20 protein-coding genes are annotated in these 16,059 nt (G+C 68.5%); 10 read left to right on the top strand and 10 right to left on the bottom strand.

All coding sequences use genetic code 11. The features are described 5' to 3' along the window. The first annotated feature begins 49 nt into the window (after positions 1-49). From ACTWQD_RS14635 to ACTWQD_RS14620, 4 genes are all read left to right on the top strand, one after another. The gene (locus tag ACTWQD_RS14635) at positions 50-280 is read left to right on the top strand and encodes a CsbD family protein (RefSeq protein WP_443196849.1); all 231 of its coding nucleotides are present in this window, start codon (positions 50-52) and stop codon (positions 278-280) included. Between the two features lie 106 nt (positions 281-386). Next, positions 387-974, top strand: coding sequence for an RNA polymerase sigma factor (locus ACTWQD_RS14630; RefSeq protein WP_443196847.1), 588 nt, complete (start codon positions 387-389; stop codon positions 972-974). Beyond that, complete coding sequence (locus ACTWQD_RS14625; RefSeq protein ID WP_443196846.1) at positions 971-1,603, top strand: Asp23/Gls24 family envelope stress response protein; 633 nt, start codon at positions 971-973, stop codon at positions 1,601-1,603. Before ACTWQD_RS14630 ends, ACTWQD_RS14625 begins: the two co-directional genes overlap by 4 nt. Then, entirely contained in the window at positions 1,600-1,968 is a 369-nt protein-coding gene (locus ACTWQD_RS14620; RefSeq protein WP_443196845.1) for a hypothetical protein, read from the top strand. The genes ACTWQD_RS14625 and ACTWQD_RS14620 overlap by 4 nt, the downstream gene beginning before the upstream one ends. 233 nt (positions 1,969-2,201) lie before the next feature. On the opposite strand, the gene ACTWQD_RS14615 is transcribed toward ACTWQD_RS14620, so the two are convergent. Beyond that, on the bottom strand, positions 2,202-4,304 hold the full coding sequence (locus tag ACTWQD_RS14615) for an FG-GAP-like repeat-containing protein (RefSeq protein WP_443196844.1): 2,103 nt from the start codon (positions 4,302-4,304) through the stop codon (positions 2,202-2,204). A gap of 106 nt (positions 4,305-4,410) precedes the next feature. Between ACTWQD_RS14615 and ACTWQD_RS14610 the strand changes: the two genes are divergently transcribed. Both ACTWQD_RS14610 and ACTWQD_RS14605 read left to right on the top strand, forming a co-directional pair. Next, entirely contained in the window at positions 4,411-4,653 is a 243-nt protein-coding gene (locus ACTWQD_RS14610; RefSeq protein ID WP_443196843.1) for a hypothetical protein, read from the top strand. A 226-nt stretch (positions 4,654-4,879) separates the two neighbouring features. Continuing rightward, the gene (locus ACTWQD_RS14605; protein ID WP_443196842.1) at positions 4,880-5,713 is read left to right on the top strand and encodes a GOLPH3/VPS74 family protein; all 834 of its coding nucleotides are present in this window, start codon (positions 4,880-4,882) and stop codon (positions 5,711-5,713) included. A gap of 12 nt (positions 5,714-5,725) precedes the next feature. Here ACTWQD_RS14605 and ACTWQD_RS14600 read toward each other — a convergent pair whose 3' ends face one another. The 4 genes from ACTWQD_RS14600 to ACTWQD_RS14585 form a co-directional block, all read right to left on the bottom strand. Beyond that, positions 5,726-6,706 (bottom strand): DMT family transporter, encoded by a 981-nt coding sequence (locus tag ACTWQD_RS14600; RefSeq protein ID WP_443196841.1) that lies wholly within the window; start codon positions 6,704-6,706, stop codon positions 5,726-5,728. Next, positions 6,703-7,305: a TetR/AcrR family transcriptional regulator gene (locus ACTWQD_RS14595; protein ID WP_443196840.1), complete on the bottom strand. Its 603-nt coding sequence runs from the start codon at positions 7,303-7,305 to the stop codon at positions 6,703-6,705. The genes ACTWQD_RS14600 and ACTWQD_RS14595 overlap by 4 nt, the downstream gene beginning before the upstream one ends. 174 nt (positions 7,306-7,479) lie before the next feature. Continuing rightward, complete coding sequence (locus ACTWQD_RS14590) at positions 7,480-7,653, bottom strand: hypothetical protein (RefSeq protein WP_197410654.1); 174 nt, start codon at positions 7,651-7,653, stop codon at positions 7,480-7,482. 416 nt (positions 7,654-8,069) lie between these two features. Then, the gene (locus ACTWQD_RS14585) at positions 8,070-8,642 is read right to left on the bottom strand and encodes an MOSC domain-containing protein (protein ID WP_443196839.1); all 573 of its coding nucleotides are present in this window, start codon (positions 8,640-8,642) and stop codon (positions 8,070-8,072) included. A gap of 62 nt (positions 8,643-8,704) precedes the next feature. On the opposite strand from ACTWQD_RS14585, the gene ACTWQD_RS14580 reads away from it, so the two are divergent. The 3 genes from ACTWQD_RS14580 to ACTWQD_RS14570 all read left to right on the top strand — a co-directional run bounded on the left by ACTWQD_RS14580 (position 8,705) and on the right by ACTWQD_RS14570 (position 10,282). After that, positions 8,705-9,229 carry an alpha/beta fold hydrolase gene (locus ACTWQD_RS14580; RefSeq protein ID WP_443196838.1) on the top strand — a complete coding sequence of 175 codons (525 nt, stop codon included), beginning with the start codon at positions 8,705-8,707 and terminating at the stop codon, positions 9,227-9,229. Continuing rightward, positions 9,226-9,768, top strand: a complete 543-nt coding sequence (locus tag ACTWQD_RS14575; protein ID WP_443196837.1) for a DM13 domain-containing protein — start codon at positions 9,226-9,228, stop codon at positions 9,766-9,768. Before ACTWQD_RS14580 ends, ACTWQD_RS14575 begins: the two co-directional genes overlap by 4 nt. A 139-nt stretch (positions 9,769-9,907) precedes the next feature. Continuing rightward, on the top strand, positions 9,908-10,282 hold the full coding sequence (locus ACTWQD_RS14570) for a nuclear transport factor 2 family protein (RefSeq protein WP_443196836.1): 375 nt from the start codon (positions 9,908-9,910) through the stop codon (positions 10,280-10,282). Positions 10,283-10,291: 9 nt separating this feature from the next. Here ACTWQD_RS14570 and ACTWQD_RS14565 read toward each other — a convergent pair whose 3' ends face one another. From ACTWQD_RS14565 to ACTWQD_RS14550, 4 genes are read right to left on the bottom strand one after another with little or no spacing between them, the layout of a single operon-like run. Continuing rightward, the gene (locus ACTWQD_RS14565; RefSeq protein WP_443196965.1) at positions 10,292-11,716 is read right to left on the bottom strand and encodes an ABC transporter ATP-binding protein; all 1,425 of its coding nucleotides are present in this window, start codon (positions 11,714-11,716) and stop codon (positions 10,292-10,294) included. 2 nt (positions 11,717-11,718) lie between these two features. Beyond that, on the bottom strand, positions 11,719-12,501 hold the full coding sequence (locus tag ACTWQD_RS14560) for an ABC transporter permease (RefSeq protein ID WP_443196835.1): 783 nt from the start codon (positions 12,499-12,501) through the stop codon (positions 11,719-11,721). Next, entirely contained in the window at positions 12,498-13,487 is a 990-nt protein-coding gene (locus tag ACTWQD_RS14555; RefSeq protein WP_443196834.1) for an ABC transporter permease, read from the bottom strand. The genes ACTWQD_RS14560 and ACTWQD_RS14555 overlap by 4 nt, the downstream gene beginning before the upstream one ends. A gap of 17 nt (positions 13,488-13,504) precedes the next feature. Next, a complete protein-coding gene (locus ACTWQD_RS14550) occupies positions 13,505-15,058 on the bottom strand; it encodes an ABC transporter substrate-binding protein (RefSeq protein WP_443196833.1) in 1,554 nt (517 codons plus the stop codon). A gap of 162 nt (positions 15,059-15,220) precedes the next feature. Between ACTWQD_RS14550 and ACTWQD_RS14545 the strand changes: the two genes are divergently transcribed. After that, the gene (locus ACTWQD_RS14545; RefSeq protein ID WP_443196832.1) at positions 15,221-15,592 is read left to right on the top strand and encodes a DUF6221 family protein; all 372 of its coding nucleotides are present in this window, start codon (positions 15,221-15,223) and stop codon (positions 15,590-15,592) included. A 22-nt stretch (positions 15,593-15,614) separates the two neighbouring features. Here the strand turns inward: ACTWQD_RS14545 and arfB are convergent, their stop codons facing one another. Further along, the gene (gene arfB, locus ACTWQD_RS14540; protein WP_443196831.1) at positions 15,615-16,037 is read right to left on the bottom strand and encodes an alternative ribosome rescue aminoacyl-tRNA hydrolase ArfB; all 423 of its coding nucleotides are present in this window, start codon (positions 16,035-16,037) and stop codon (positions 15,615-15,617) included. Positions 16,038-16,059 lie beyond the last annotated feature (22 nt).

Raw genomic sequence — 16,059 nt, 5'->3', positions numbered from 1 at the left:
CGGCAACAGTAGTTCCAAGAGCACAAACCACAGAAGAGGAAACGAGATTATGGGAATCGACGACAAGGTCAACAACACGGTCATCAACCACCTCGGCGCGGCCAAGGAGGGGGCTGGCAAAGTGACCGGCAACGACCGGCTTGAGCGCGAGGGTCAGCGTGACCAGGCCCAGGCCAAGCTGCAGGAAGCTGCGGAGTCGGTCAAGGACGCGGCTGCCGGCGTCGGCGAAAACGTCAAAGACGCCGCCCGGAAGCTGAAGGACGGCTTCCGCAAGGACTAGGGCCTGCGCGCCGCGTACCCGGGCCGGGCCGCCCTCGGCGGAACCGGCCCGGCCGCGGCCCGGCCCCATCGGACCCCTTCACCCCCGCGATGAAAGTGACTGACACGTGACTGGTTCACCCCCGGCGCCGCACCAGCTGGATCTGGTTCCGGATGCGCTGCTGGCCGGACGCGCGGCCGACGGCGACACCGCGGCTTTCGAGGCCCTGGCCCGGCGCCACGGGCCCCTGATGCGGGCCAGCGCCCGCCGGCTTACCGGCTCGCTCGCCGACGCCGACGACGTGGTGCAGGAATCGCTGATGCAGGCGTGGCGGCAGCTCGATACCCTCCGGGACCCGGCGGCGGTGAAAGGCTGGCTGCTGCGCATCACCGGAACCCGCAGCATCGACCACCTCCGTAGGCGCCGGCTGCACGCCGACGTCACCGAGGTGGAAGACTCGGTGGAGGTCGGCACAGGACGGCAAGGCAGCGCGGATCCCGAGTCCGCCGCCGTTAGCGGCTCCCGCGTGGAGGCCCTGAAAGCCGCGCTGGCTGCCCTTCCCGAGGAGCAGCGGCGATGCTGGGTGCTGAAGGAATTCAACGACCAGAGCTATGAGGACATTGCGCGGACCCTGAACATCAGCACCGCAAGCGTCCGCGGACGGCTGGCACGGGCGCGGATCACCCTGGCGCGCGAAATGGAGGCATGGCGATGAGCACATCCGACGACACCCTCGGCTGCGGGCACAGCCTTGAGGACCTGAGCGAATACCTGGACACCGGAATAACCCGCCATCCCGAGCACCTGGCGCAGTGCCCTGAATGCCAGGCCGGCCTGGCCTCACTGCGCCGGCTCTCCGCCCTCGGCCACGACCTGCTCGACGCCGACATCACCGAGGCCGGCAGTGGCACCGACGACTGGATGCAGGCCATCCTGGGCAACCTGCGCCTCGAGCTCCGGCCGGGCCGGAGCATTCCGGTCCGCGCCGATGACCCCGCGGATGTCCTCTCCGAAACGGAAGGGTCCGTCTCCGCGCTGATCCGGTCCATCGCGGACGGACTGCCCGGCACCGCCGCGGGCAAGTGCCGCCTCTACGGGGACGTGACGGAGCCCGGCGCGCCGGTCACCGTCAGCGTCGAACTCGCCGTCGTGTACGGGCACCCGATGGAGGACCGCGCCGCCGCGCTGCGGTGGCAGCTGGCTGATGCGCTGGCGCGGCACACGGAACTGAACATCACGGCCATTGACGTCACCATCACCGATGTCCTGGAGCCCGCGGGCCCCCGGCCCGCCTCCGGCGCCGCACAGGCGGAGCACCCCCCGACCCCAGAGGAGAAGCCATGACCCAGCCTTCAGTACCCGGCGAGGCCGGGGCCGCTGCCGTGGCCGCCGGTGCGGAGTCCCGCGAGCAGCTGGCGGCCGACCTGCAGGAGGTCATCCGGGCGGTCGACGGCGTGACGGCACTTTATCCGGCCCAGCCGCTGTGGCAGAGCATTGCCGGGGCGGCGGTCTCCGCCATGACGGGGGAGCGGCCGGCCCTGGTGGCGCTCGAAGACTCCGACGCCGGCCTCACGGTGAAGGCCCGGATCGGTGTGGACGCAACCCGTCCCGCGCCGTCGGTGGTCCGGGCCGCGGCCGGCGCTGTCCGGCAGCACCTCAGCCCGCGGCCCTGCGCCGTGCAGATTGTGGTGGTCCAGATCAGCGCCTGACGGCAGCCCGCTGCCTTGCCAGCCGCAGGCACGCCGGGCGGCACCCAACGCAAGCGGACGACGGCGGGGCCTCCCGCCGTCGTCCGCTGACATTCGGTGATCCAGCGGCCGGATCCTGCGCCACCAACTTGACCGGCCGCCCACTGGAAAGGTCCCCCGCTTCCCATTTGGAATGCGGGGGACCTTCCTTGGTGTGGACCTGTTCAGCGCTCCCTACAGGGAAGAGCCTGCCGTTACAGGATTGCGGTCATCTGGCTCCAGCCTCCGCCCAGGTCGATCCGCTTGAACCAGTCACCGGCACCGTTGTTCGGGTAGAGCCAGAGCTCTCCGGTGGTGTCCCGGGCGATGACATCCGGGCGGTCGTCGCCGTTCATGTCGCCCGGAGCGGTGATGGCGTTCAGCGTGTTCCAGCCGCTGCCCAGGCTCTCCCGGGTGAACCATTCGTTCTGGCCGTTGCCCGGGTAGTGCCACAGCTCGCCGCTGGAGTCGCGGGCGATCAGGTCCACGTTGCCGTCGGCGTCGAAGTCGCCCGGGGCCACGATGGAACTCATGATGTTCCACCCGGCGCCCAGGTCGACGCGGGTGAACCAGTCACCGGCACCGTTGTTCGGGTATAGCCAGAGCCGTCCGCTGCTGTCCCGGGCGATCAGGTCCGGCCGGTCATCGCCGTTGAAGTCACCCGGGGCGACGATGGAGGTCATGACGTTCCAGCCGCCGCCGAGGCTTTGGCGCTGCAGCCAGTCACCGGAGCCGGTGCCCCGGTAGAGCCACAGCTGCCCATTGGTGTCCCGGGCGATCACGTCCGCGTCGCCGTCGCCGTTGAAATCACCGGCGCTGACAATCGAGGTCATCACGTTCCAGCCGCCGCCGAGGTTGATCCGGGTGAACCAGTCACCTGTCCCCGTGCCCGGGTACAGCCACAGCTGGCCGGACCCGTCACGGGCGATCACGTCCGTGTTGCCGTCACCGTTGAAGTCGTTCAGCCGCATTGATTCGCCGGGGGCGGGCGGATCGCCGCCGAGGGTGCGGTAGGAGAACCAGTAGCGCTTGGTGACATTGTTGCTGGCCAGCACCACCAGACCGGTGGTGTTGTTCACGCTCTGCTTGCTGGTGGTCACGTCGTTCACGTTCGCGGACGCGCCGTCCTGGATGATCGGCGTGCCCCGGCCCTCAGGGAAGACGGGGTTGTCCATGGACGCGGTCTTTTCGTAGATCGCGCCCGGGGTGCCGGAGAACGCGCAGCCGCTGACGTCGCTGCTGGGCCCCGTGTGGAAGGCATGGATCTCGTTGTTCTCGGTGTCCAGGACGATTTGCGGGCGGGAAACGCAGTCAGACACTTTAGCGATCGTGGAGGTGGTGAAATTCCCCGTGCCGGGCCGGAACACCAACAGCATGATCTCTGCCTGGTTCTGGTTGCCGGGGAGGTCGTTGAGTCCTGTCTTGATGGCGGCGAAGACCCGGCCGGCATTGTCCGACTGGAGCGTCTTGACGTTGATGTGGTCGTCGGCGAGCCCGTTGCCCTTGACGGCGTCCTGCACCTTCCACGACGATGCGGCCGTGGCATTGGTCCCGTCCGTGCGGGTGGCCCACCTGACAGAACTTGTCAGCTGGTCACTCCACATGATCCCGATCTTGTTGCCGCCGTAGGCCACCACTGCCGAGATGTCGTCCGGGGCGAGGTTCGGGTTGGTCACGGGAAGCACGAACGGCGTATTCCAGCCGGTTCCACCGGCCGCGGAGCGGTTGACGTAGACGGTGTTGGTGTAACCGTCCGTGGCGTTGCCGGCGACCTGTGTCCAGGTGGCCCACATGGCGCCGGTGCTGTCCTGGTCGATGGTCATCGACTCGCTGCTGTTGTTCATGATGGTCGTCGGAAAGCCGCTGTCCAGCCGGAACGTCCCGCCGGAGTAGCTGTACCGGTAAAGCCTGGCCTGCTGGCCCGAAACCGACGGCACCGGGGTGGTGTCACCGGAGACCGCTGTGACGTGGGACGCAATGTAAAGATGCGTGCCGTCCCACAGCGTGTCCGCGAGGGTACTGGCCCGAGTGTCGTTCGTGATGCCGGTGCTCACCCACTTCTTCGTGGGAACATCCAGCCGGTAGATCTGCCAGCCCGTGCCGGTGGTCCACATATCCGCCCACCAGGAACCGTCGTGCCACCAGAGTTTGCTCTGCGGTTTGTCCGACGTCGGCGGGTTGCTCACCCCGCTAAAGCTGTTGCCGGCATATCCATAGTCCGAAGCAGCCGTTGCGGAGCTGGTGACTCCCAGGACGCTTGCGGTCACTACCAGTGCCATTACCAAGGTCTGGCTGAGCCAGCGGACGGTACGTTTCATATTAATCGCCGTTTCCTTCACGCGTTGATCGCCGTTTCCATGGTTATTCTGCTGAGTGGGTGCTGCTGGTCACTTTCGTCGGCAGTGAAAAGGTATTCTTCCGTTCTTGGAATTTTCTGCATTCTTTCTTGGCGAAGAAAGAACTGCCATGGAATCCGCGATATTCCCCCTGGGCGCCCGGCCGGACGAGGCCCGAAAGTCCGCCCGTCCTGAACCCGCAACCGCCGTGGCACCCTCTGATTTGGCTGCGGCGTACCCCGAGAACCAAGACCTTGACAACCCGTCGGCGTACCTGACCAGTATCAGGACAAAATCGGTGAAACTCAACGAAATTTTTTCCCGAAATTAGTGTCCGCGTAAACCATTTCCGGATGATGCGTGGTTCGCAGGTAGGCCTTTATGAAGACCCAAGTAGAGACGTGCCACCCACCCAAGTAATAGATACTCACGACACTGCTTTCGGACCCGATCGCATTAGTTCCGGCGGATGCCTCCACATAAGATCCGGCCGGCCGCATTCACGGTGCGGCCACATCCCCGTTGTGGTGGCGGTGCAACGGGTCCACCATGAAGCTATGGATGCTGAATCACCCCAGACAGCGGAGCTGAGCCTTCCCCAGGCTTTCCTCCTTTTGGCAACAAGCGACAAGGACGGCAAACCTGAAGTGCCCGTGTTCGCGCTCAGGAGCGCTGTGGCAGGGGCGGTACTGGCCGAACTGGACCTGCTCGGCGCGATCGAACTGCAGGGGAAACACGTCAAAGCGACCGGCTCCACCCCCGCGACGGACTACCAGCGCGAGCTGGAACTCATCCGGGGCAAATCCCGGCCGCACACCCCCAAGCAGTGGGTCTCCATCCTGGAAGGCCGCGCTGAAGTGCAACGCATCTACGAGGGAATGGTGTCCCTGGGGATCGTGGAACATGTCGGGGAAAAGCACCTCGGCCTGTTCAGGTCCACGCGGTATCCGGAGAAGAACCACGGCCCGGAGGCAGCGCTCCTGCAAAAGATCGAAGCGGCACTCAACGGATCGACGTCGGCTGCGGCAACGCCAGGGCCGACGGAGCCGAAAGTGGAGACGCCGGAGAGCGCGACCGGCGTCGACGCGGCGCCCGAAACGGCGGCAACCGACGCCACTGCGTCCGACGCACCGACGCCCGACACGGACAAACCGGGCGACGCGGCGCCGGGTCCCAAGGCTCCCGACGCCAAAGCTGCCAGCAACGCCCCCGATGCCAGGACCACGGCGCTGATCGCCCTGCTGCAGGCGGCCGGGCGGCTTGGCAGGCTGTTCCCGGGAGCTGATCCGGGCCGCGTCATGGCGCTGTCGACGGGCCATTGGCCGTCCCGTGCGGTGGATGACGAACTTCGCCTGACCCGGATCGCGGAAGAAGAAGAAGCGACCCTGTGACGCTGCCGGGCCTTAGCCGCACCGCGGCGTAACTGCTGCTTCCCGCTGGCCGGCAGGATCCTCGGACGTGCCCAGGCGCCTCCCTGGCGCCCGGGCCGGCAGCGTCAGGACGAACAGGCTGCCGGCGATCAGGGCGGCGCCGGCCCAGCCGAGAAGGGGAAGGCGTTCGCCCACCACCAGCACTGCGAGGATGGCCGCCACCACGGTCTCCGCGAGGGACAGGGTGGTGGCCGTGCTGGCGCGCACCCGGGCCAGGCCCCAGCCGAACAGCACATAGCCGGCGAACATCGGCACGAGCGCCATGTACGCACCCACTGCGAAGTTCTGCCAGGACCCGACGAGGGGTGCGCCGGTGGCCGCAAGCACCGGCATGAGCAGCAGCCCGCCGGTTCCGAAGACGGCGCCCATCACGGCCCGCGACGGCAGCCCTTCGTTGATCAGGCGGTGCGCGGCCCACGAGTAGACGGCGTAGCTCAGTCCGGCCAGCAGGCCCAGGGCAACGCCCGCCGGCGTGGACCATTCGCCGCGAGCCGCGGCGCCGGCGTGGCCGGCGTCGGCGATGCACAACAGCGCGGCGCCGGTGACGCCGAGGGCCGCCCCGGCCGCCCATCGGCCCGTAAACGGCCGCTTGTCCGCGACGCGTTCGATCACGGCCGACGCGAGGGGTGCCGAACCGATGGAGACCACGGTCCCCACCGCCACGCCGGCCAGTTGCATGGAGGAGTAGAAGGCCAGCGGATACAGCGCAACGGACGCCGCCCCCAGTCCCACCATGCGCCACCGGCCCAGCAGGGACGACCGATGGGCGGCCAGGGGCCGGGTGGCGATTGCGGCCTGCAGCAGCCCGCCGAAGCCCATCGCCACTGCTCCGATCGCGAGGGGGCTCACGTCCGGGGCGAAGGTGGCTGCAGTGCCGGTGGTGCCCCACAGGACGGATGCCGCGAGGACGAACACCGCGCCCCACGCGGCGCCCTGGAAACCCGCCGGTCTCACAGGTTGCCGATCAGCGCGGCGGCGATCCGGCGGGCCTCCCGGAGGCAGCCGTCGTCACCCTCCAGGCCGGCCCGGGCCATGGAACCCTCCAGGAGAAACGCCAGGTGCCGGGCCAAGGAGCCCGCCCGCTCGGGGGAGTGCGGCAGAAGCTCGGCCACATGGCCGGCCAGCAGTGTTTCCACCTCTTCCTTATGCCGCCGGACTACCGCCCGTCCGGGATCGCCGGCGGGGAGCTCGGCCGCGGCATTCAAGAGGCCGCACCCGCGGAAGCCGCGGTCGTAGGCGAAGCCGGCGTGGTCTGCGTAGGCGTCGAAGACGGCCAGGACGCGGTCTGCGGCGGTGGCAGCACCCTCCTCACGTGCCCGGTACAGTTCCAGCCACTCCTGGTGCCGGGCGTGCAGGTACGCGGTCACCAGATCGGACTTCGACGAAAAGTTGTTGTAGAGGCTCTTCTTGGCCACACCCGCCTCGGCGGTGATGGAGTCGATACCTGTTCCCGCCAGGCCGTCGGCATAGAAGCGCCGTGACGCCGCGGCGAGCAGCGCCTCGCGGGCGGGCCTCCTGCGCGGGTTTGCGGGTGCATCCTGGTGCGGTGTCATGACGGGCCCTGACGTGTCGGCGGTGGGTAGGTAGACCAGTCTACCTACCCACGCGCGGCGCGCGGAAGTGTGGGAACGCCGTTCAGTCCGGGTCTTTAACACAAAGGAGGACGACGGCGGGAGTTGACTCCCGCCGTCGTCCTCCGGCGTTTTGTGGCTGGCTGGGCCCAGAGCCTACTGGTTCAGGCTGAGCGTAAAGGTGTTCGGGCCGCTCGCGTGGACGGCGATGTTGCTCTTGGCGGTGTTGTGGCGTTCCGACAGGTCGTGGATCAGGGCGTCCAGCTCGTGGTGCATGGTGGCGCGGTCCCAGAGCTTGTGGGTAACGGAGTTGGGAGATTCAAACGTCATTGTTCAGTGCTTCCATTTCTAGATCCGGAGGTCCGGCTGCCGCACCGATGCGGAGCCGCCGAGGGCCAAACCGGGAACGCCTGAGACCTTGGCAGCTCTGCGAGCTCACCGGTTTGGCCTCATTGCGTCCACCAGGATGGGTGCCCCTGATGTGCCGTGGCGCGCCGCGCCAGCGGGTTTATCGGGGCTGCGCGGTGGAGACATTGTGTCCCTGCCGTGCATTTCCATAGTGCACAGCGTGGCGCGGGCGGCTCAAGCCAGATGGCGAAAAATACGCGTGAGTCTCATCACAGGAGTGCCGACGGCGCCAGGGCGCAGACAGGGCTGGCGCCGCTGTCAACCAGGCCTGCCCACGCCAAGGCCCCGCTGACGGCGGTGAACAGAATGGGAGCGGTCAGGTCCGCCTGCTGCAGCCGCTACGGCAGGCGGGACGGCCGCAGCAGGCTGGGCGTACCGGCGAGCGCGGGCTCCAGGGGCACGGGGCTGACCAGTACTGCCGGCCCCCGGTGCAGGACGCCGTCGGAGAGCGGCTGGCAGCGCACGCCGCCCCGCCCGCGCATGGCGGCGTGCGCCCCCGGCGCAAGCATCCGGTCCATCCACGCGCACGGGTGCGCGGGACGTCCGGCCCGGAAGCGGACTTGACCGCCGCCCGATTCGAGGGCGAAGTCGCCACCCAGCAGCGGAGCCAGCTGGGCGCCCCGGAGGACCACGTTGCGGCGGGCCAGAAGCGGGTCGAACGGCCCGGCGCCCAGCTCCGCGGCCATCGCCTCAAGCGCCTCGACGGCGAGCAGAGTGACCGCGGCGTCCATGTGCGCGGCCTTGCCGAAGAACCGGTCGCCCGCGAGGCCCTTGCCGGCCACCACGTCCACCCGGTCCGCGTCCGTCGTGGGCACCTCGGCCGCACCGTCGCGGGCGCGCCCGAAGTACGCATGGGCGGGCGAGACGAGCAGGTGCAGGATCTCGACGTCGTACCGGTAGTTTGCCGTCATGCCCCCAAACTATCCTCCCCGCAGCGGGCGGCACAGCCGGGCGGTGAGCGTACCCTGGGCCTATGGACTCCGAGGTCAGGAACCTGCGCCTCACTACTGGCATCACGGTGCCGTGCCTTGTCCATGGACGCCCGGACGCGCGGCCGTTGCTGCTGCTGCACGCCTGGGGCGAATCCCGCCGCAGCTTCGACCGCCTTGTGCCCCGGCTGACCGGTTTCCGGGTCTACGCGCCTGACCTCCGGGGCCAGGACGACGCCGACAAACCGGCTGGCGGCTATTCGCTGGCCGAACAGGCCGGGGACGCCGCCGCCATTCTCGATGCCCTCGACGTGCCCAGGGCCGCCGTCCCCGGCTCCTCCAGCGGCGGCTATGTGGCACAGCAGCTGGCCGCCACGCATCCGGAGCGCGTCGCGGCGCTTGTCCTGGTGGGCTCTCCCTTGAGCCTGCGGGGCCGGCCGGCCTTCATGGACGACGTCGACCGCCTCACCGGTCCCGGCGGCGGCGTTCCTGAGCTCCGTTGTCATGGGGTGACGCGTTTGGAACGTGACCGGAACCTCGTTGCCGGCCCGGACGTTGGAGGGGCATGAAAAGACGCCCTGTCGTGTCGGCCGTGCTTATCCTCGCCGCCATCGCGGTCGCCGTCGGGCTGTATCTGTTCCAGCCGTGGCGGATTTTCACGAGTTCCACCGTGACTGAGGACGTTCCAGTCGCTGCGGCGCCCAGCCAATCCGCCACCCAAGCGGCGCAGCCAACAAATGCACCCTCCGCCACCGCACCGCGTGTGCTGGTGGCCGGCGAACTCATCAGCCATGAACATGCCAGCTCCGGAACCGTGAAAATCCTCGAACTCGCCGACGGCAGCCGGATTCTGAGGCTCGAAGGCCTCGATACGTCCGACGGCCCGGATCTTCGGGTTTGGCTCAGCGACGCCCCCGTGATCGAAGGTGCGGCCGGCTGGCAAGTCTTTGACGATGGTGCCTATCTCGATCTGGGTGCGCTCAAAGCCAACAAGGGCGACCAGAACTATCCGATCCCGCCCGCGGCGAATCTGGCGGATTACAGCTCAGTCAGTATCTGGTGCGCGCGTTTCGCCGTATCCTTCGCTTCCGCCGAGCTGGCCGTTTAGGCATCAGGCCAACGGCTGGCCCCACAGGCCCGCAATACCCTCGCCCCAGCCGCGGTGCTGCGGAAGGTTTCCTCCTATGGCGCAAAGCAGGTGTCCAGGAGCACAATGCGAAACATCAACGGAAAGGAACGTGAGCGCTGTGGAATCTCCCAACGAGAACGTGGTCAAACGGCTCATCGGGTGCCTCAATGACCGCCGCGTTGAGCTTATGGACGAACTGTTCCATGACGATGCGGTGATGCACTGGCCGCAATCCGGGGAAGTGGTGCGCGGCGCGGAAAACCGGAGGGCGATCTACAGCTCGTTCCCGCAGCTGCCCACCATCACGCCCCGCAGGCTGGTCAGCGGAGGGGACCTGGTGGTGCTTGAGGCGACCCTGGACTACGACGGCCCGACGTATGAAACCGTCTTCATCTTCGAGTTCCGGGACGGCAAGATCGCGAAGGAAACGGCGTACTGGAGCGAGGCCTTCGAGCCGCCCGCCTGGCGTGCCCAGTGGGTGGAAAAAACGTAGCTGTGGGTTTCATGGTGCAGCTGCCCCGGCTCCGACGTCGAGGCCGAGCGGTATCCGGCGATGCGTGACGGCGTCGGCCAGGGCCTCGTCGTGCGTGACCAGAAGCAGGGCGGAACCGAGGCGTTCCACCCGGTCCATGAGGCAGCTGATGGTTTCCTCCTGCGTGATGAGATCCAGCCGTGAAGTGGGCTCGTCGGCGAAGACCAGGGCGGGCTCCAGCAGCATGGACCGGATGATGGCGAGCCGCTGCAGTTCCCCTCCGGAGACCTGCCCCGGCATGCGCTGCAGCAGGGCGGGGGCCAGCCGGAGGGAGGCCATGAGCTCCTCGAGCCGGTCCGGTTCCAGCCGGTGGCGGCGGAGAACGTCTCTGAAGGAGTCCCCCAGCCGGATACGCGACGCGAAGGCCAGAGCCGGATCCTGGTAAAGCTTCTGCAGGCGGCCCCCGCGGAGCGTCCCGGAGTGTTCAACGTATCCGTTGTCCGGCGGCAGCAGCCGGAGCAGAACATTGCCCAAAGTGGTTTTACCGCTGCCGCTGGGGCCGCTGATCGACACCCGCTCACCGGCGCCGACGGAGACGGAGAAGTCTGTGAAAAGCTGCTGCCCGCCGAGGGTCTTGGTCAGCCCTTTTCCGGAGATGAGCGGTGCACCGGTGTCTGTTGCCGGTGCTGCGGCGCGCATCCACGAGTATTTCCAGCGGGCGGGTTCGGCCGCCAGCAGCCGCCGTGTGTAGGGGTGGGCGGGGTCCGTGAGCACGTGCAGGGCCGGACCCTGTTCCAGGACGTGCGCGTCCTTCATCACCAGCACGTGGCCGCCGAGCTCGCGGGCCAGGTCCAGATCGTGGGTGATGGTCAGCAGGATGCCGCCGCCGTCAACGTGCCGGGTCAGGATTTCCGCCAGTTCGGCGCGGGCCCTCCGGTCCAGTCCCTTGGACGGTTCGTCCGCAATGAGCACCCGGGCGCCGCCGATGGTGGCCGCGGCGAATGCGACCCGCTGGGCCATGCCGCCGGAGAGAGTGTGCGGAAACGCCCCGGCGGCGTGCCCGAGCCCGAGGGAGGCCAGCAGCGCTCCGGCCGAACGCCGGGCCGCGTTCTTGTCCGAGGCGAAGGACGCCACACCTTCAGCGACCTGCTCCTGGGCGCGCATGGTGGGGTCGAGAGCCAGTCCGGGTTCCTGGGGCAGCAGGGCCATCACGGGTCCCCAGAGCCGGCGCCTGTTGGCCCGGTCGGCCAGGTCGTAGCGGTGACCGTCCACGGCCAGGCCTCCCCGCGCCCGGAGGGTGTCGGGGAGGGTTCCCATGATGGCGTGCGCCAGCAGGGACTTGCCGGAACCGCTTTCGCCGACGATCGTCACGGGCACGCCGGGCTCGAAGTCCAGCCCGGAGACGTCGACCAGAACATTGCCGGCGTGGGTGACGGACAGGTCGAACAGGCGCATGTTCACAGGCCGGTCTCCTTCTTTCGCAGGCTCAGCAGCCCTATCAGGACGGTGGTCAGAACAATGACGGGGGCCAGCGACATCCAGGGGGCCTCGTGATAGTAGGGAAACGCCTCGGTGACCATCAGCCCCAGTTCCGGAGTGGGCGGGCGGATCCCGACACCGACGAATCCGAGCGTGGACAGGGCAAGGATTGAGGATCCGACCCCGAACGTTGCCATGGTGGCCAGCAGCGGCCGGAGTTCGGGCCAGAGGTGGCGGCGGACGATGTGGGCCGGGCCTAGCTGCAGCATCCCCGCGGCCTCGACGGCCGGCCCGGCGAGCACCAGGCCACTGCGGGAGCGGACCATGCGGAAGTATTCCACCCACTGCGCCAGGGCGAGCCCCACATATAGGGTCCACAGGTCACCGTTGGCGATGGCGGAAAAGATGAGGACCACCAGCAGGGCGGGAAGGGCAATGAAGGCCTCGGACAAGCCATGGAGGACGGCGTCGATCCAGCCGCCGCGCCAGGCCGCGACGATGCCCGCGAGCGACCCGGCCAGCAGTGCCGTGGCGACGCAGAGCACCGCCAGCATCAGGGACAGTTGGGTGGCGTGGGCCAGCCGGGCGATGACGCTCCGGCCCAGATGGTCGCGGCCAAGCGGTTCGCCCAGGCTGGGCGGTTCCAGGAAGCGCGCGAGGTCCTGGGCCGCGTGCTCCGGCCATGCCAGCGGGCCGACGAGGGCGAACAGCACCAGCATGGCCAGGAGGGCAGCGGCTGTGCGCTGAACCGGGGTCGTCACAGCACAACCTCCCGGCGGCGGGGGCGCGGGTCCAGCGCGAGGGTGCCCAGGTCCACGAGGGCGTTCAGCGCCACAACCAGGAGGGCCAGGGCAAGGGCGGTGGCCTGGATCATGGGCAGGTCGCGCCAGAAGATGGCGTGCACCAGGGCGTGGCCCAGTCCGGGCCAGGCGAACAGGCTTTCGACGACGACGACGCCCTCGATGAGGACCAGCAGCTGCACGCCGAGGTAGGGCAGCAGCGTCACTCCGGCGTTCCTGAGCACATGGCGGAGGAACACCAGCCGGCCGCCGAGGCCCTTGGTCGCGGCGAACCGGACGTACTCCGATTGCCGGATCCGGGCGACTGTGTCCCGGGTCACCCGGGCAAACAGTCCGGAAAGCCCGACGGCGAGCGTCGCCGCCGGGAGCACAATGTTGCCGGCGGCACCGTGCCCGGCAGCGGGCAGCACGCCGAGGTGGACAGAGAAGACCAAGATCAGGGCCAGCCCCAGCAGGAAGGGCGGCAGGGACCGCGCGCCGGAGACCCACAGGGTGGTGATCCGGTCCGCGGCCCCGCCGGGCCGGGACGCGGCCAGTGTTCCGGCCGTGCAGCCGGCCAGCAGCCCGATGCCCAGTGCTGCGGCGGCGAGTTGAAGACTGCTGGACAGGTACAGGCCGAGTTCGCCGGCAACGCTGGTGCCGGTGACCAGGGAGGTGCCCAGATCCAGGGTGGCCAGGTTGCCGAGCCAGTCGAGCAGCTGCTGCCATGCCGGGCGGTCGAGTCCCAGCTCGGCGCGGACCGTATCTGCCGAGGCCGCGGTCACTTGGTCGTAGCCGTAGCGGCCGGCGGCGATGCGGAAGGCGATATCGCCGGGCAGGCTTTGGATGACGGCAAAACACGCCGTCGAGACGAGCAGGACCACCGCCGCCGCCTGGAGGGCGCGCTGCCGGATCACCCGCAGGGCGGGGCCGGCCGGGAGCCGGGATGTACTTGAGGAAGAGTTCATCAGGAGACCGGCCACGCTTACTTTGCCCAGCTCAGGTCCGTGAGGCGCCAGGAGCGTTCGAGCGGGTCCAGGACCAGGCCCTGCACCCGGGGGCTCACCACTGCGCTCTGGCGGTACCAGGCCACCGGGATGACGGGCAGTTCGCGCTGCAGGATGTCGGTGACCTGCTGTCGGCCGTTGTCGAGGACATCGGCGTCGGCGGTGCCTGCCATGGTGTCCAGAGCCGAGGTCAGGGCGGGGCTGGTCCAGCCCATGGCGCCGTAGTCGGCGCCGTCCGGTCCGAAGTCGTCGGCGAGGGTCACCAGGGCGTCGGGGACGAGCGCATAGTTTCGGGCATACAGCCCCAGCTCGAGGGAGCCGTCCTGGTGCCCGGCCGGGATCTCGCTGGAGTTGCCGACCTTCACGTCGAGCGCAATCCCCAGGTCCTTCAGCTTCGCCTGGACGGCGGTGGCAATGATCGGCAGCTCCGGCCGGTCCGGGAAGGTGCGCAGTGTGACGGAGAATCTCCGGCCGTCCCGCACCAGAATGCCGTCACTGCCGGGACGCCAGCCCGCCTCCGCCAGCAGTTCGCGTGCCCTGGACGGGTCATATGCCAGCGGGGCAATGGAATGCCGGTGCCACTCTGGCAGGGACGGCGGGAAGAGCTGGGTGGCGGCCATGTCCGGGTCCCGGAGCAGCGCCGTCGCCATCGACTCGCGGTCCAGGGCCATGCTCAGCGCCCGCCGGACGCGGACGTCGCCGAGGGCGGCGTGGCCGGCATTGACCTTCAGCAGGATGGTGCGCGGCAGGGTGACACTGGCGATTTCCAGCGTGCCTGCCTGCTTCAGGCGCTGCAGGCTGGTCGGATCCATGCCGAAGGTGACATCGGCCTGGCCGCTCTCGGCCATCAGCGTCCGGCTTTCTGCCCGTCCCGCGGCCTGGTAGTCCACCCTGGTGATGCCTGGCTTCGTCCCTTGCCACTGCTCGAATGCTGTCAGTTCGATGGTGGCCGGCGGTTCCAGCCGTTCCACCCGGTATGGTCCGGAACCGACGACTTTCGTGACGGTGCCGTCCGGGCCGTAGGAGCCGGGGGCGAGGATCTGCGTGCTGGTGTGGGCCAGCACGGCGGCGAGCGGGGCAAACGGCCTCGCCACATCGACCCGAACCTCCCCGCCGTCGGCGGTGATCGCGGTGACGGGGGCAGCGGCCAGCGGCGTTCCTGCTTTTGTGCGCGCGGTCTCCAGCGCACCGGCGACGGCGGCGGCCGTCACGGCGGTCCCGTCGTGGAACACTGCTCCGGCGCGCAACGGGAACCGCCAGGTGAGCCCGTCGGGGGAGGTTTCCCAGCCGGTAGCCAGCCCGGGCTGCAGCGCGCCGTCGAGGTCGGCGTCCACCAGGGTCTCCGCGACCTGGAGCCGGGTGAAGAACCCCCCGCTGGTGGACGGGTCCAGGCTGTGGAACTCAAACTGCCCCACTACCTTCAGCGGCCGCTGCGGGGCTTGGCCGCGGGGCGCCGCCTCCCCGGCGCATGCCGCCACCAGTGCGACGACGGCGGCCGCCGCACCCAACAATTTCGTCCTGCGCCACTTCATCTGTTGTTCCCTTTGCCTCGCTGGCTGCTTCTGATCCGCTGGTCAGCCTAAATGCAAATGATTATCAATAGCAACAGGAGGCATCGCTGTGGAGTAGCTTTGATATGCGAACGATTCTTATGTAGGCTGCGTGCTCTCCCGGACGCATCCGACGGGGATGCAATGATGGTCGCCATGAACATCGTCGAGTTTCTGGAAGCGCGCATCGCCGAGGAGGAAGCCGGCATCCTGGATGGGTCGTTCGTTGTGGGCACCTCCGAACTTCCGGGGGACGGGGGCGAAGCCAAGGGTTCCCTGGGGGAGCGAATGCAGGAGGAGTGTGCGCAGAAACGGGCCATCATTGCCAGCTGGCAGGAAGCCGCCGACGAGGAGGGAATAGAGGATCCGGGCGAAGCCCAAGGGACTGTCGCCATCGCCCGCCGGGCCATGCTGACCATCCTCGCCGGATCGTATCGGGATCACCCGGACTACGATCCGGGCTGGTCTCCGGAGCTGCCCACTGACGTTACCGCCGGGGAACCCACGGAACGGTAGACCGCAGCGGTAGGCCAGGGGGCTATTCGGCAGCCGGACGCTGCCGCTGCCGCTTGGTCGCGGACCGCCGTTCCTTGGCGGCGAGGCGCCGGCGGGTGGATCCCGCGGTGGGTTTGGTGGCGCGGCGGCGGGCGGGCCCGGGAGCCAGCCCTTCAGCCACCAGGCCGGCGAGCTTGGCCAGGGCCAACTCGCGGTTGCGAAGCTGGGAACGCCGCTCGGACGCGGTCACGGTGATCACCCCGGCGACCAGCCGGTGTTCGAGCCGCGTGGCCAGCAGGAGCCGCTGGGCATCCGACAGCACCGCCGAGTCGGCCACGCTCCACGAGAGCTCAACCCGGCTGTCCGAGGTGTTGACGTGCTGGCCGCCCGGCCCGGACGACCGCGAGAACCGCCACCCGAGTTCCGACGACGGAATCGTGAGCGCGGGTGACACCTCCAGATCCATAACCACTAGCGTTGCACGATCG

It is taken from the genome of Pseudarthrobacter sp. 1C304, assembly GCF_052245515.1.
In the GTDB taxonomy this organism is placed as follows: domain Bacteria; phylum Actinomycetota; class Actinomycetes; order Actinomycetales; family Micrococcaceae; genus Arthrobacter.
Note: the sequence above shows the minus strand (reverse complement) of the source record. Positions and strands in the feature narration are given on the sequence as shown.